Here is a 15917-nt window from a genome sequence, read left to right on the forward strand (position 1 = left end):
AGACGCTTTTTGATTGTTTGTTATTTTCAAAGCGGGTTTTAGAATTTCGTTTAAGGCTAGGGCGTGTTGAACATTCACAAGAAGGCACTGCTGATCGCTGCTAGTTAATCAAAGCTGTGTTCTAGTCTAAGGGAAAATTGCAGGTAATGCAGATGCCTTAGCTAAATTTTTACAACGACTAGGGCGATTTTAGCATCAGCCCTCACTCTAACAACAGGGACAGGACTATTTTTTGCCGCTTTATTGATAAAAACTGACGTATAGAATGACTATACTTACAATTTTTATCTGCAAATCGTCTAAAAAATAGTCTCTGTCAGTGCCACGGTCGAATGTTCAACACGCCCTAGTGTTAATAAACTAATTTAATAAAAAGAGTCATTAATTATAAACGACAGATAACAGAACATTATTTATCGTTATCAAGCTTTTGTAACACTTGACTATCCCATAAGACTTCCGAGACTTGAGCAGGATCAGTACAAAAACGCGCCGCGACAAATAACCAATCAGATAGCCGATTAATCAAGCTGACAGCGGTACTACGAATAGCTTGCGGGCGCTGCTGCTGTAACAACACCGCTTGACGCTCAGCGCGGCGGCATACAGTGCGCGCTATGTGCAATTGACTGACCAATACCGTCCCTGTAGGCAAAATAAAGTCTTTGAGCGGCGGCAAGCGAGTATTCATGGTATCTATCTGCTGCTCTAACCAGTCGATATGAGTCTCGTTTACGCCTTCATACTCTGGCATCGCCAGCTCACCGCCAATGTTAAATAGTAAATGCTGAATAATTACTAAAGCGTGCGCAAAATCTGACTCTTTGATAAGGGATAAATGCTGAGCTGTCTCTTGAGTAGCCGCCGTGTTCATTTGCGTTAATTGGGCACGTACTAAGCCAACATGCGAGTTGAGCTCGTCGATATCACCCATCACTGTAAAGAGTATATCGGCTTTGCTGACGCGGCTACCATCTGCCATACCTGTGGTGCCATCATCACCAGTGCGGGTGTATATCTTACTTAAACGATTGCCCATTTAGAGCTCCTTAGCTTCTGTATCTAGATTTTTGTATTTCAGTTTATTGTATCTTAGCTGCATAACGCGCTGCGAGGGCGGTTAATTAACGGTTTTATTTAATAGCGTCCTACGCTCATTGTAGTATTTTATGTCCATTTTCGCTAAGATAATGCGTTAAAATTTATATCACTTCATTTTATCAAAAGGCTAATTTGTTATGACTACCTCAGTTACCGATGCGCAGTCCCAGCTGGTTGTATACGACTCATTGACAGCTCGCAAACAGCCCTTGCGGCCCTTAGTCGCTGGCAAGTTAGGCATGTATGTCTGCGGCATGACGGTTTATGATTACTGTCATATCGGTCACGCGCGAGTGATGGTGGCTTTTGATATGGTAGTGCGCTGGCTTAGTCAGTTAGGATATGACGTCAACTATGTACGCAACATAACGGATATCGATGACAAGATTATCGCGCGCGCTATCGAAAATAATGAAGATATCGGCACTTTGACACAGCGCTTCACAAAAGCGATGCATGACGATGCTGCCACGCTTGGCTGCTTGAGTCCGGATGCAGAGCCGAGGGCTACCGATCACATCGATGAGATGCAGCAAATGATCACAACTTTAATCGAAGGTGATTATGCTTATGCTGCTGATAATGGCGATGTCTATTACGCTGTCGATAGCTTCGCCGACTATGGCAAACTCTCTAAGCGCAAGCTGAATGAGATGCAAGCAGGCTCTCGCGTTGAGGTTGAAAATATCAAGCGTAATCCTTTTGATTTTGTCTTATGGAAAGCTGCAAAAGCGGGCGAGCCACAGTGGACTTCTCCTTGGGGGCAAGGGCGTCCGGGCTGGCATATTGAGTGCTCTGCGATGTCGACGAAATGCTTGGGTAATACCTTTGATATCCATGGCGGTGGTCATGACCTGCAGTTTCCGCATCATGAAAATGAGATTGCCCAATCTGAGGCGGCAACGGGCTGCGAGTACGCTAATAACTGGATGCACGTTGGCTTTATCAATGTCGATGGTGAAAAGATGTCTAAGTCTTTGGGCAACTTTTTTACTATACGCGAAGTCACGAACAAATATCATCCTGAGACCGTGCGGTTCTTCTTATTGTCGAGTCACTACCGCAGCCAAGTCAACTTCTCAGATAGCGCTTTGGATGAGGCGCATAATAGCCTAAGCAGATTATATAATGCACTAAAAATCGCTCAACAACATCAAAGTCAAGCGCTTGAGGCTGACCAAGAGCTTATTAATCAAGCGTATCAAAGCGCGGCAGGTCAAGACTTTATTGCGGCTATGAATGATGATTTTAATAGTTCGGCGGCTATTAGCGTATTGTTTAGCTTAGCCAGTGAAGTCAATAAAGCAGCTAAAGCGCAAGATACGGACAAGGCTTGGCAGTTAGCGCAGCAGCTGCGCGCGCTTGCCAAATCATTAAATATCCTACAGCAGCCGCCAAAACAGTTTTTGCAAGCCGTTATCGGCGAAAAGTCAGAGAATGGTCTTAGTGATGACGCTATCGATGCGCTGATTGCTGAGCGCGGCGCTGCCAAAGCCAACAAAGACTACGCTCGGGCTGATGAGATACGAATGCAGCTAAAAGAGGCGGGCATTGAGCTTGAAGATAGTAGCGCTGGCACGACTTGGCGCCGCGCTTAACACCGCTGCTGCCATAAACGGACAAAATTACCAAGATAACTACAAATACGCATAGAGAAAGCCAGCTTAATGCTGGCTTTTTTTGATGGACTCAATTAGCTTATGTTTAAAGTAGTTTGATAAGCGATAGCCCTCAATGCCAATACCTTTAGTGTGAGATACGAGAGCAGATGCTAAATTATCTTTACAATAAACAAAAACTTTATCTGCCTGCTGAGCGCATTACCTTCAAAGATGCTTAAAGAATAAAGAGTAAAAAATAAAAAAGAGACATGAAGAAAGATACTCAAACCCTGTTTTTTGTAGAGAGCAGGCTATATAAGTAAGGCAGGTAATATACGTAGACTAACAAATAAAGTCAGTTCTATACTGGCTTTATGTTAAGGACTGCTTTAATTTATCAACATACTTTTGCTAGAAAATTATAAATATGACTAAGTTTCATACCTTTATACCTTGTAGTGCTGGTAGACTCCGTAGTGCTGAGCGGCGCAAGCTGATGCCTTACGCTACTAAGCGAGACGCGTTTATGCTTAACAATCCTTGCTTCGATAGCACCGCTAATGCCGAAGTGGCTATGTGCTCAGTGTTCTCAATACGCTCAGTGCGCTCAAGCAGCATGATGCTAGTTCATGCATTGATGGCCTGGTTAGTGCTATCGCTTATCAGCCTACCTGTATATGCTGCAGAAAATAGCCAAGATAGCCAAGCTAATACGGCCGATAGCTCGCCGATATCAATCACCACTCAGCCTGATAATATCGTTGATTATGCTGAAGATAAGATTAGCAGTATCAAGCTGGAGGATATCAACCCTAGCAAAATAATTAACAAGGTTATTGATCCCTCAGAAAAGATAGCAGTGCCGCAAGCTGGGTATTTACAAGGCGATACTGAGATTGTAGGAGATTATAACCCCAACTATTACCCTCTAAACAAGCTTAATGCAGGTCTGCCACCTTTATCTGAGCCGCCGCATTTATCAAGTCCACTAGCGACGATGGAGTTTTTTCAATCCGCTATTATGAAGCAGCAATTCGGGTTGGCCGCTTATGCGCTGAATATGAACCTGATTGATAGTGAGCGCCAGCCAAACCGCGGCGTTGAGCTAGCAAAACGTCTAGACTATTTATTGCGTAAAAACGAGCTGTATGTCTTCAATGATATGCCCGATCGCCCCGATGGTTTGATTGAGCCGACGATAGGCAGCAGTAGTAGCGTGCGCGGCATCCCGCGTCGCTCGATACGCTTGGGCTATATGGATTATCGTGAGCGCCGAGTACCTATTTCTATAGAGCGTGTCCGCGTCGGTGATCAGCAGCCGGTTTGGGTGTTTTCGGCTCACACGGTTGGCAATATAGACAATCTATATGAGCAGTATCAGCCCGCTAAGTTTGAGCGTTACTTACCGTTAATACTGACCGCGCGTCTCTTCGGTATTGCGATATGGGAATACTGTGCTTTGCTGTTGTTTTTCTTAACGACGATGGGTCTAGGATGGCTGCTAAGTACAGGCGTTGGCAAGCTTATCAACATGGGAGTAAGTAAAAACGATGAGCAAAAAAGTGAGAGCGTAGGGCGCCGCAGTGTTAGAGATTTGGCCAGTAAACTGACGGTACCTTTGACCTTGACCATTAGCTTCTCTCTAGTCTATACCTTGGCTTCTGGCGGCTTTCCTTATCTTGATGCAGTAGCGACTGCGACGCGGCCGATCATTTGGGTGTTTTTAGTCATCAGTACGGTATGGCTAGGTATTCGAATTATTCATTTTTTTGCCAATCGCTATCAAGACTTACAAATCGATAGTTTGGGTGAAGAGCAGTACGATAAATACCGTATTCGTCTCACTTATGTCTCGATATTTAGACGAGTCTTTATTTTTGTCATGATCTTGGGTAGTATTTGGATTGGTATTAGTGAGTTTACCAATGTCGAGGGCTTAGGAAAGACTTTATTAACGTCAGCGGGTATTGCTGGGGTAGTAATTGGCGTGGCGGCGCAGCCTACTTTGGGCAATATTATCGCTGGCATGCAAGTGGCTATTACCCAGCCTGTACGCATTGCTGATACGGTGATGATGGAAGGCGATTGGACGACTATTGAGGATCTGCGATATACCTATGCGGTACTCAAAACTTGGGATGAGCGGCGGTTAATCATCCCGATGCGCCACTTTGTCACTGAGATTGTCGAGAACTGGTCGCATACGGAGTCTCATCAAACAAGACCGGTCTATCTCTATGTAGATTATGGCGTCGATATTGAGGTGATTAGACAAAAATTCATTGAGGTGGTCAAAGACAATAAGCTCTGGGATGGCGAGACTGAGCCTGAGCTCATCGCCACCGCGGTCAACGAAGATACGATTACGCTACGCGGCGCGCTAGCTTCTGATAGCCCACTGAATGCTTGGACGCTTGAATGTGAAGTTCGTGAGGTCATGCTAGCGTATCTCCATGCAGAACAAAAGCCATACCTGCCAGCGGAGCGGATAACCTTTAAAGACAGTTAAACTCATATCATCGCTAGTAAAAATAGACCAAAAGTGTAAGAGCGCCTGCAAATCAGCGCTAAAAATAACCTGTGAGAGGGTGTTATATTTGCTATAATATGGCGTTATTTTAAAGGGATAACTAAGATATCAAGATGACATCAAAATAGCTGCTGCGTTATATTTACGCCTCTATCGTCTTGCAATTAGCTCCCACCCATCAAAATAGCCACTATTAGGGGTATGTATGTTACGTATTGTCGATGAAGCCTTAACTTTTGATGACGTGTTATTGTTACCAGCCTATTCTGAAGTCCTACCAAAATCTGCCGACCTCACTACGCGCTTGACCAAAAATATTACTTTGAATCTACCCTTAGTTTCGGCTGCTATGGATACGGTGACTGAGTCTGAGATGGCCATCACTATGGCGCAATTGGGCGGTATTGGTATTTTGCACAAAAGCATGGATATCGACAAGCAGGCCACGCAAGTACGCCGCGTCAAAAAGTTTGAAGCCGGTACGGTCGTCGATCCTATTACTGTGCATCCTGAGATGACTATCGGCGATCTACTAAGACTGACTGAGGACAATAACATCTCAGGCGTACCGGTCGTAGAAAAAGGCACCGATAAAGTGGTCGGTATCGTCACTCACCGTGACTGGCGTTTTGAGACCAATCTAAAACAGCCTGTCAGTGAGATCATGACGCCAAAAGAGCAATTAGTGACCGTTCATGAAGGTGAGAGCAATGAGAATATCAAAAAATTGCTGCATGAGCATCGCATCGAAAAAGTAATCGTTATTGATGATGATTTTCGTCTGCGTGGTTTGATTACGGTCAATGACTTTGCAAAGGCTGAAAATAACCCCAATGCTTGTAAAGATGACAAAGGTCGTCTGCGCGTTGGTGCTGCTGTCGGTACTGGCGCGGATACTGAGACCCGCGTCGAAGCTTTGATTGCCGCTGACGTCGATGTACTAGTCGTTGATACTGCTCATGGCCACTCTAAAGGTGTCATCGAAAAGGTATCTTGGATCAAAAAGAACTTTCCGCATATTCAGGTCATCGGTGGCAATATTGCCACAGGCGACGCAGCTTTAGCCCTACGTGATGCTGGCGCCGATGCGGTAAAAGTCGGTATTGGCCCAGGCTCTATCTGTACCACTCGTATCATTGCCGGTATCGGCGTGCCGCAAATCTCGGCGATTGATAATGTTGCCAGTGCCCTAAAAGATAGCATTCCGCTAATCGCTGATGGCGGTATTCGCTACTCAGGCGATATGGCAAAAGCCATTGCCGCTGGTGCCTCATGTATTATGGTCGGCTCCTTAATGGCTGGCACCGAAGAAGCTCCTGGTGAGGTTGAGCTATTTCAGGGCCGTTATTACAAAGCCTACCGCGGTATGGGTAGCTTAGGCGCGATGTCAGGATCAAACGGCTCGTCGGATCGCTACTTCCAAGATGCCAAAGATGGCGTAGAAAAACTAGTCCCAGAAGGCATCGAAGGCCGTGTACCTTATAAAGGTCCAGTCGCCGGTATCGTCAATCAATTGGTCGGCGGTCTGCGCTCATCGATGGGTTATACAGGTAGTGCGACGATTGAGGAGATGCGTAGCAATCCGCAATTCATAAAAGTCACCTCAGCAGGTATGAAAGAGTCGCACGTCCATGATGTGCAAATCACTAAAGAAGCGCCTAACTATCGTGTATAAGCTGACAAGCATACGCTTGGCTAGATAAGTTTTTTAGCGCATAAACGCTGTATAAAGACCTAATAATAGCTAGATACTAGATACAAACAGTCAACAATGCTCTGTCATTGCTGACTGTTTTTTTTCGTAAAATAACGGAGTAGTAAAGCCCCTTATCAAAGGATGGTTATACTTTAAATAAGTATTTTTAAATAAGTGTAAGGATGTAATAATAATGAGCTATTTCGGTACAGACGGTATACGTGGGAAATTTGGAGAGTTACCAATCACTCCTGATTTCATTTTGAAATTAGGTTATGTGACCGGACAAGTACTGATAGAAAATCGAAGCAATGCTACGCGTAAGCCAAGTGTCGTCATTGGTAAAGATACGCGGCTGTCGGGCTATGTCATCGAAGGCGCACTGCAAGCAGGCTTCAATGCTGCAGGCGTTGATGTCCACATGCTAGGGCCGCTACCTACGCCTGCAATTGCGCACCTGACTCGCAGTTTTAATGCTGATGCGGGGGTAGTGATCTCGGCCTCCCACAATCCATACTACGATAATGGTATCAAGCTATTCTCAGGTGATGGTAAAAAACTCACCGATGAGGTGCAAAACGCAATCAATGAAAAGTTAGATGCCATTATGAGCGCAGATCTAGCAGATGCGGCGACGCCGATGATGCCTATTAACGATCCTGCCAAACTCGGCAAAAACCACCGAATCGATGATGCCAAGGGCCGCTATATCGAGTTTTGTAAAGGAAGTTTCCCATACCAGTATGACCTCAACCATCTCAAAATCGTCGTGGACTGCGCCAATGGAGCTGGTTATAGCGTAGCGCCAAGAGTGTTACGCGAGCTTGGCGCTACGGTTATAGCGATTAATAATACTCCCGACGGTATCAACATCAACTCTGACTGCGGCTCCACACATCCTGAAGGACTACAAAAAGCGGTATTAGCGCACAATGCAGATGTCGGTATCGCGCTTGATGGTGATGGCGACCGTATTGTGATGGTGGATGACTTAGGTCATCTAGTCGACGGTGATGGTATTCTCTATGTGCTCGCAACGCAAGGCAAGCAGCTGGCGAAAGGGGTTGCCGGTACCTTGATGAGTAACATGGGTCTAGAGCTGGCGCTGCAAGCGAAAGGTATTGAGTTTGCGCGAGCTAAAGTTGGCGATCGTTACGTGATGCATGAGCTAGAAGCAAAAGACTGGATATTGGGCGGCGAGCCCTCCGGTCATATTTTGTGTTTGGATAAGAGCCGCACCGGCGACGCGATTATAGCAGGGCTACAAGTACTCGCAGTGATGCAAGAACAAAATAGAGCCTTGAGCGCTTTAATAGAGGATTTCACAGTCTTACCGCAAAAGCTAGTGAACGTGCGTCTGGCGAAGATGCAAGATCCGTTTGCCAATCCAGAGCTGGTCGCAGCTTTTGATAAAGCCCGTACCAAGCTTGAGGGCCGTGGTCGCCTGCTTATTCGTCAGTCAGGCACTGAGCCGATGATTCGGGTAATGGTCGAGTCCGATGATGAGATAGAATGTGATGTGATGGCGAACGAGCTCGCCGATCAAATCAAAGCTCACTTGGGCTAGGCGCATTTAACAGTCACAAAAGGAGTCTTTATGAGTATGGATTTTACCGATCAGCGTTTGTCTTACGAAAAAGGTGAGTTGGATCAGTCTTTGGTACCAGAGTCGCCATTTACGCTATTTAAAGCTTGGATGAATGAAGCGCTAGAGCAAAAAGTACAAGAGCCTTATGCGATGAGTCTTGCGACATGCGGCGCAGATAACAAGCCTAGCGTGCGTATCGTCTTATTGCGGGAAGTGACGGATACCGGTATCGTCTTTTATACCAATTATGAGAGCGCAAAAGGTCAAGACATTGCCCAAAACCCGAATGCTGAGGTGCTATTTTTTTGGCACGAGCTTGAGCGTCAAGTGCGTATCAGTGGCTCTATTGCCAAAATAGCTGCTGATAAGTCGGCTGAGTATTTTCAGAAGCGCCCGCACGATAGTCAAGTTGGTGCTTGGGTGAGTCAACCACAAAGTGGTGAAGTGGCCAATCGAGAAGTGATGGAGGATAAGTTTGCTCAGTTATTACAAGAGTACCCTCAAGATACCAAAGTGCCAACGCCTGAATTTTGGGGTGGTTATGAGATTACTATCGAGCGTATTGAGTTTTGGCAAGGCCGTGCCAATCGCGTGCATGATCGTATCGTTTATAGCAAAGAAAACAGTCGTTGGACGACCAAACGCTTATTGCCTTAACTAGTGCATAGATTAGGGTCTGTTAACAGGCCCTAGTTTTATCATGACCATTTGAGCTAGTATTAGGGCGTGTTGAACATTCACAAATGCGCACTGCTGATAGCTAAAATAGTTCTAGTTTAAGTGAAAATTGCAGGTAATGCTTATTGCATTGGCTAGATTTTCGCAACGACTAGGGCGATTTTAGCATCAGCCTGCAGGGACAGGACTATTTTTTGCCGCTTTATTGATAAAAATAGACGCTTAGAACGACTAAACTTACCATTTTTATCTGCAAATCGCCTAAAAAATAGTCTCTGTCAGTGCCATGGTCGAATGTTCAACACGCCCTAGAGTGTTTTTTATTTATGTTCAAGGAATAGTGAAATGGATTTTGCTAATGCCATCCCGCCCAAAGCGCCTAGTGCTTGGCTTGATATGGACGCCCTCGATTATAATATCAGCCTAGTCAATCAAAAGACCCAAGCCGTCAAGCTGCTTAGCGACTAAGTCGATTCGCTCTATTGATATGCTCAACTACATCAAAGACAACTCGCCACATTAATTCAAAGATCAATTCGATAGCAAAGTGACGTTAAATGGCGCTTTTTATGTGCTATCTGAGATGGCAAGGATGAACCCAAACTGGACCAAAAAGGTCAGTCAAATATCTGCCAGCTCCATTCCCAATACTAAGCGCGAAGGTTACAGCTATGAAGTGTTTCCAACGCCGCGCGGCGTCAAATTCAACGAGTCAGAATACTTTATAAAGCTCTCTGATTTTGAAGCTTGTATCTCTGAGGTTAATGATATTTTATTGCAAGGTAATAAAGGCTCGCACTTTCCTATCGAGGTACGTACTCACAAGGGCGAGAGTGGTATGCTCAGTCCCACGCAAGGTGAGGACTGTGCGGTACTATCCTTTCACGTATATAAAGGCATGGATAGCGAACCGTTATTCGACTGGTTATATGAGTATATGAAAAAGTGGCAAGGCCGTCCGCACTGGGGTAAGGTCAATAAGTTAAATGCAAATGAGCTGCACGCTTTGTACCCTGATCTAAAGCGCTTTTTGGAAATCAGACAGCAGTATGATCCTGATAATATGTTTATAAATAGCTGGCTTGAAGAGAAGTTTTTAGGGCGTAAGATTTCACGTTAACCGCTGTTAAGCAAAAAAAACAGCTCAATGAGAGCTGTTTTTGACTTACTAAACATGAGTCATAGTAATATGCATTTTGCTACTTAATCATATTAGGTTGTACCGCTTCGTCATAGTTATCCTCGAGGCGCATCGCTCGCTGATAACTATCTAAGCTAGCTAGCTGCAAAGCGTATTGTTTGACATGGACATAGTCATCTAATTCTTTATTGCGTGCCATCAAAATTAAGTCAAAAGAGAGCATAAAATCGGCTCCACTCAACTTATTAGCAACGATAAAAGACTTATTTTCTACGACTTTATCTAAATAGCTGAGCAATTTATGCTTTTCACGCGCGATATAGCGATTTAACCACACATCATCGCTCTTTATAGAGCCGCGTGTAAACACCTCTAATAACATAGGCACCATAAGTGAGCTTTCAGCAAAATGTATCCATTGTAGGTACTCGCCATACTCTTTGCTATCGGGAGCTGGGCGCAAGCGTTTAGACGCAAAACGCTCAATTAGCAGCTCAGTGATAGCCCCTGATTCTGCAAGAAGTTGACCATCAACTTCTATAACAGGAGACTTACCTAAAGGATGCACCAGCTTTAGACTCTCTGGTGCCATAAAGGTCTTTGCATCCCGCTGATGACTGACGATTTCATAAGGGACGCCAATCTCTTCTAGCAACCACAGAACGCGCATAGAACGCGATTGGTTTAAGTGGTGCAAGCGAATATTACTATTAGGTTTGATACCTTATCTCCTCTAGGCATTGAGCTTGTTGAGCAAACGTTTGGCAGCGTCTTCTGATGACGCTGGGTTTTGACCGGTGATAAGCAGGCCATCTTCAACGACATAAGACTCCCAGTCGTTTGCTTTTTGATAGTCGCCACCGTTGGCTTTGAGCGCATCTTCTACTAAGAAAGGTACGACATCGGTAAGGCCGACAGCGTCTTCTTCTGAATTGGTAAATCCGGTGACAGTTTTACCTTTGACTAAGTACTCACCATCGACTTTGACGTTCTTGAGCGCTCCAGGAGAGTGACAAACAAAGGCAACGGGTTTATCTTGCTGTACAAAAGTCTCAATCAAACTAATCGAGTCTTTATCAACTGCTAAATCCCATAATGGACCATGGCCACCTGGATAGAATACGCTGTCGAAATCTTCAGCTTTCATATCCGCAAGTTTTTTGGTATTGGCAAGGTGCTTTTGCGCCTCGCTATCTTCTTTGAAGCGCTTAGTATCTTTGGTTTGAGCGTCTTCGGTATCGCTACTAGGATCAAGCGGCGGCTGACCACCAGCAGGCGAGGCGAGGGTGACATCAACGCCAGCGTCAATAAAAGCGTAATAAGGCGCAGCAAACTCTTCTAGCCAAAAGCCAGTCTTTTTACCAGTATCGCCTAATTCGTCATGTGAGGTTAGTACCATTAAAATCTTCATAGTTACCCTTATTGTTTGTTATTTTGCTAATCGTTTTAGAGTTAATGACCTGCCACTCGGTACATCCTAAAAATTGAGCCGTACCGAGAAACAGCGCCATATTGTTTGTAAACTAAGTGGTTTAACAAGTCAAGTTGAGTTATTTAATAAATTGAGCTATTGACTAAGCAACATCAGCGACTTTGACCACGGTTTTACCGAAGTTATCGCCATTGAGCATACCGACAAAAGCATCAGGCGCTTGATCTAAACCATCAGCGATATACTCTTTGGTTTTGACTTTGCCTGAGGCTACCATTTCGCTCATGGTTTTTAGAAACTCAGGGAAGTGCTCGCCGTACTCTTCAAAGATAATAAAACCTTTGACCGTCATACGTTGTCTTAAGATCAGACCCATCAATACACTTAAACGATCTTTACCATCGGGTAGTTCAGTCGCGTTATATTGCGAGACAAGGCCGCAAACAGGAATACGCGCATGGGCGTTCAATAACGGCATGACCGCATCAAAGACTTTACCGCCGACGTTTTCATAATAGATATCGATACCATTAGGGCAAGCGGCTTTTAGCTGCTCAGCGAAATCATCGGCATAGTGATCGATACACACATCAAAGCCAAGCTCATTGACAGCAAACTCACACTTTTCTTTACCGCCTGCGACACCGACAGTGCGTGTGCCATAGGTATTACCAACTTGTCCGACTGTCGCGCCAACTGGGCCTGTAGCGGCAGCAACGACTAGAGTCTCGCCTTTTTGCGGTTTACCGATGTCAGTCAAACCCATATAACCGGTAAAACCTGGCATACCTAAAACGCCTAAGCCATAAGAAGGATTGGCCATGTCTTTATCAAGTTTTAGTACGTCTTCGCCATCACTGACGCTATAATCTTGCCAGCCTGAGTTGGCGACTACCAAATCGCCTTCGCTAAATTTATCGATATTGGACTCGACCACTTGCGCCACCGTCGCGCCCATAATGACATCACCGACTTCTAGCGGATCAGCATAGCTTTTTGCATCGCTCATACGACCGCGCATATAAGGATCAAGCGATAAATAGACGGTACGCAGTAGCATCTCATTGCTACCTGCTTTTGGCATCTCACTTGTTGCCATCTCGAAGTTATCGGCGTTCGGCTCACCCGTAGGGCGACTGGCTAACTTAATTTGACGGTTCTGTTGTTTGTTTTGTTGTTTGTCAAAACTCATGAATGATCTCCTATTTTATTTATTATTGATCAACTGCATATCTACAACACTAAAACTCATGGTCGTAGACAAAAACTGATACATACACGGCTTAATAAGTAGCAAAAATTGATCCCAATAACCCATATTAGCAATTCACAGCGTATTACTCGTATGGGCTATTGAGGGTAAAGCGTTACGAAGCTTTACTGGTTGTTGCCCGCTCTAGAATACGGCGTGAGACTGTTAAGTCATTCTTATCATGCTCACCTAATTTGACCATCTTATGCGCCTCTAACTGCTCAATGATAGGATCGATAGCAGAGTCATCAAGATCGACGTCAGCTAGGCTTACGGGGAGACCTAAATCACGGAAGAAATCTTCGGTGCGAACAACAGCAGCTTCTATAACCTCATCATCGCTTTGGTTATTATTCGCTTCAATATTCCAGACATTACGCGCGTACTGTAGGAGCTTGTCTTTTTTGCTGTCTTTAAGCTCGCGCATGACTGACGGCAATACAATCGTCAAGGTGCGGGCATGATCGATAGCGTGTAATGAGGTCAGCTCATGACCTATCATGTGCGTGGTCCAATCTTGCGGCACGCCCGTACCAATCAAGCCGTTCAGCGCCATCGTCGCCGTCCACATGATATTTTTACGCGTTTCCATATTGTTAGGATCAGCTTTTACCGCATGGCCTTCTTCGATAAGTATTTTTAGCAGACTCTCAGCAAAAGCGTCTTGTACTTTGGCGTTAACTGGATAAGTAAGGTACTGCTCCATCACATGTACAAACGCATCTGCAACGCCATTCATGACTTGGCTATCGGGTAGGGTAAGGGTTTTGGCAGGGTCTAAGATGGAGAACTTAGGGAAAGCTAGCGGATTGCCAAAAGGCAGTTTGGCCTGACGTTCGCTATAGTTGACTACGCCGCCTGAATTCATCTCAGAGCCTGTGGCTGGAATGGTCAATACCGCACCAAGATCCACCGCTGAATCTAGTTTTTTGGTATAACCAATCAGGGCGTCCCATGCTTTTTCACGTGAGACTGTGCCTTCGTCTTCTTTGAGTGAAGACACTAAGGCGACAAACTTACTACCGTCGATAACTGAACCGCCGCCGACCGCTAAGATAAAGTCGATATTATGCTCATTCACTTGATCCGCAGCTTTTAACAAAGTAACAAATTCTGGATTGGGTTCTATACCGCCAAACTCAAAAACCTCGCGATTACCGTTCGCTGATAAGGCAGTTCTAACCTCGTCCAAAGTACCCGTACGCTCAGCTGAGCCGCCGCCATATGTGATAAGGACACGAGCATCAGTCGGCACAAGATCTGAGAGTTGTTCGATTTGGCCTTCGCCAAAGACGATACGGACAGGGTTGTAGTATTGAAAGTTATTCATAAAAATCCTAAATGATTAGCGTGATGATTTAATGTGAGCTGAGTAGTGATTAGCAGTGCTTTGTTAAAAGCTTTGACTAACCGCTATTTGATAAGTAGCGATAAGTAGCCATTAACTATCTTTTGATGAATAGCATTGTACAGAAATTAGACCAGTCGTCTAGTAAGTAAAGTAAAAAAATAGGCCTTAGTTACAAAACAACGTAAGAAAGAGAGCCCTATGAGATAGTTAGAGAATGCCAGTCGCCATAGTTAACGACTAATGACTAACGACCCAATTGGACCGTTGTCATCTGCCACACCTCTGCTAACGAAGTGTTGGACTGACTGATTTTGGCAATCAAGCTGGCGCCAAGCCAGGAAAAATACCAACGCTTAGCGATACTTTCAGCGGAGACATTGTCAAGCTTCGGAATAGATTGATCGCTCCATCCTGCCTTGATAAGCTCAGTTAACCAGTTAATCGTTTGTTGATAGCCGTTATTCAGAGCTTCTCGCATCGGCTCCGAGATATCAGCAACTTCAGCGCTGAGTTTAACGACTAAACACTTTTCAAGGTCACAGCCGTTTTGTTGGGTGTCGTACCAGTTCTGAAAATAGTCATAGATCTTTTGCTGAGCGCTACTGTTTTCGTCTGCAATAAGCTCTAAGCGTCTTTTATAACGAGTAAAGTAGTGGGTGATAATCTCTTCGCCAAAAGCTTCTTTGGAGGCGAAATAATGATAAAAAGAGCCTTTAGGCACCCCTGCTGTGTCTAGTATTTGCTTGATACCTACGGCAGTAAAGCCTTTAGAGGCAATAAGCCGATAACCCGTATCTAGCAGATGGGTCTTAGTGTTAGATAACGTTGTATCAGAGTGTCCACTATCTAAAGAAGGTAGTGAGTCAAAAGTAGCAGCGGTAGACATAAAAGTTATGTTCTCCTAATTTTATAATTTTGCTTATATTAGCGTTATCTCTTTAATTTATAGTCATTGTATTTTACTGAACTTGGTTACTCAAAGCACTGAAGACAGAATAAAATAAAGAGGCATCAGTTACGTTCAGTCAACAAACTTTAATGCAAAATAGTCTGAGTTTTAAAGCAGCTATGTTAGCATTAGACCAGTCGTCTAGCAAGCTGACTTTCAATGGTTGAGTAGTTATTGAGCTAAGAGAAGTGAGTTTAAACTCGTCCCAATACTACGAGTACAGCTACTAAAAATGTTAATAAAAGAGCCACTAGTAATTTATAAAGTTACTGAGCTACTGAGCTGCTTACAGATACCATGTCATTAGGGCGTGTTGAACATTCAAATATTAGGACTGCTGATAGATAAAATCGCACCAAACTAGGCGTAAACCGACGATAATGTCGAGGCCTTAGCTAGGTTTACAACACCGTTTGGGGTGATTTTAGCATCAGCCCTTTGGGGCGGGGCTCTTTTTTGCCAATACATGGCGAAATTGTCTATCCTAGAATGACTAGGCTTCGAAAATTTCACTGCGTATTGCCTGAAAAATAGCCGCCGCCAGTGCCACATTTGAATGTTCAACACGCCCTAACCTAATAAATAAAAAGGAAAAGTT

General features: G+C 44.6%; 13 protein-coding genes. 7 read left to right on the plus strand and 6 right to left on the minus strand.

Annotated features, from left to right (window positions below):
* Positions 1-409: 409 nt before the first annotated feature.
* Entirely contained in the window at positions 410-1039 is a 630-nt protein-coding gene (locus tag JMY03_RS06555) for a cob(I)yrinic acid a,c-diamide adenosyltransferase (protein ID WP_201602290.1), read from the minus strand.
* 199 nt (positions 1040-1238) lie between these two features.
* On the opposite strand from JMY03_RS06555, the gene cysS reads away from it, so the two are divergent.
* From cysS to JMY03_RS06585, 7 genes are all read left to right on the plus strand, one after another.
* Complete coding sequence (cysS, locus tag JMY03_RS06560; protein WP_201602293.1) at positions 1239-2699, plus strand: cysteine--tRNA ligase; 1461 nt, start codon at positions 1239-1241, stop codon at positions 2697-2699.
* A gap of 430 nt (positions 2700-3129) precedes the next feature.
* Positions 3130-5211 carry a mechanosensitive ion channel family protein gene (locus tag JMY03_RS06565; protein WP_227675528.1) on the plus strand — a complete coding sequence of 694 codons (2082 nt, stop codon included), beginning with the start codon at positions 3130-3132 and terminating at the stop codon, positions 5209-5211.
* Between the two features lie 226 nt (positions 5212-5437).
* Positions 5438-6907 carry an IMP dehydrogenase gene (gene guaB / locus JMY03_RS06570; RefSeq protein ID WP_025645611.1) on the plus strand — a complete coding sequence of 490 codons (1470 nt, stop codon included), beginning with the start codon at positions 5438-5440 and terminating at the stop codon, positions 6905-6907.
* Between the two features lie 214 nt (positions 6908-7121).
* A complete protein-coding gene (gene glmM / locus JMY03_RS06575) occupies positions 7122-8495 on the plus strand; it encodes a phosphoglucosamine mutase (protein WP_201602296.1) in 1374 nt (457 codons plus the stop codon).
* Between the two features lie 36 nt (positions 8496-8531).
* Complete coding sequence (pdxH, locus tag JMY03_RS06580) at positions 8532-9173, plus strand: pyridoxamine 5'-phosphate oxidase (RefSeq protein WP_201603217.1); 642 nt, start codon at positions 8532-8534, stop codon at positions 9171-9173.
* A 366-nt stretch (positions 9174-9539) separates the two neighbouring features.
* Positions 9540-9662 carry a hypothetical protein gene (locus tag JMY03_RS13270; RefSeq protein ID WP_265089614.1) on the plus strand — a complete coding sequence of 41 codons (123 nt, stop codon included), beginning with the start codon at positions 9540-9542 and terminating at the stop codon, positions 9660-9662.
* Between the two features lie 79 nt (positions 9663-9741).
* Positions 9742-10314, plus strand: a complete 573-nt coding sequence (locus JMY03_RS06585; protein ID WP_227675529.1) for a D-arabinono-1,4-lactone oxidase — start codon at positions 9742-9744, stop codon at positions 10312-10314.
* 79 nt (positions 10315-10393) lie between these two features.
* Here the strand turns inward: JMY03_RS06585 and JMY03_RS06590 are convergent, their stop codons facing one another.
* The 5 genes from JMY03_RS06590 to JMY03_RS06610 all read right to left on the minus strand — a co-directional run bounded on the left by JMY03_RS06590 (position 10394) and on the right by JMY03_RS06610 (position 15256).
* Positions 10394-11056, minus strand: coding sequence for a glutathione S-transferase family protein (locus JMY03_RS06590; RefSeq protein ID WP_265089629.1), 663 nt, complete (start codon positions 11054-11056; stop codon positions 10394-10396).
* A gap of 12 nt (positions 11057-11068) precedes the next feature.
* A complete protein-coding gene (locus JMY03_RS06595; protein ID WP_201602300.1) occupies positions 11069-11746 on the minus strand; it encodes a type 1 glutamine amidotransferase domain-containing protein in 678 nt (225 codons plus the stop codon).
* 163 nt (positions 11747-11909) lie between these two features.
* Positions 11910-12959 carry an NADP-dependent oxidoreductase gene (locus JMY03_RS06600; RefSeq protein WP_201602302.1) on the minus strand — a complete coding sequence of 350 codons (1050 nt, stop codon included), beginning with the start codon at positions 12957-12959 and terminating at the stop codon, positions 11910-11912.
* Positions 12960-13134: 175 nt separating this feature from the next.
* A complete protein-coding gene (locus tag JMY03_RS06605) occupies positions 13135-14349 on the minus strand; it encodes an iron-containing alcohol dehydrogenase (RefSeq protein ID WP_201602304.1) in 1215 nt (404 codons plus the stop codon).
* A gap of 265 nt (positions 14350-14614) precedes the next feature.
* Positions 14615-15256 (minus strand): TetR/AcrR family transcriptional regulator, encoded by a 642-nt coding sequence (locus JMY03_RS06610; RefSeq protein WP_201602306.1) that lies wholly within the window; start codon positions 15254-15256, stop codon positions 14615-14617.
* Positions 15257-15917: the final 661 nt, after the last annotated feature.

The sequence above is a fragment of the Psychrobacter submarinus genome (assembly GCF_904846685.1).
Lineage (GTDB): Bacteria > Pseudomonadota > Gammaproteobacteria > Pseudomonadales > Moraxellaceae > Psychrobacter > Psychrobacter submarinus.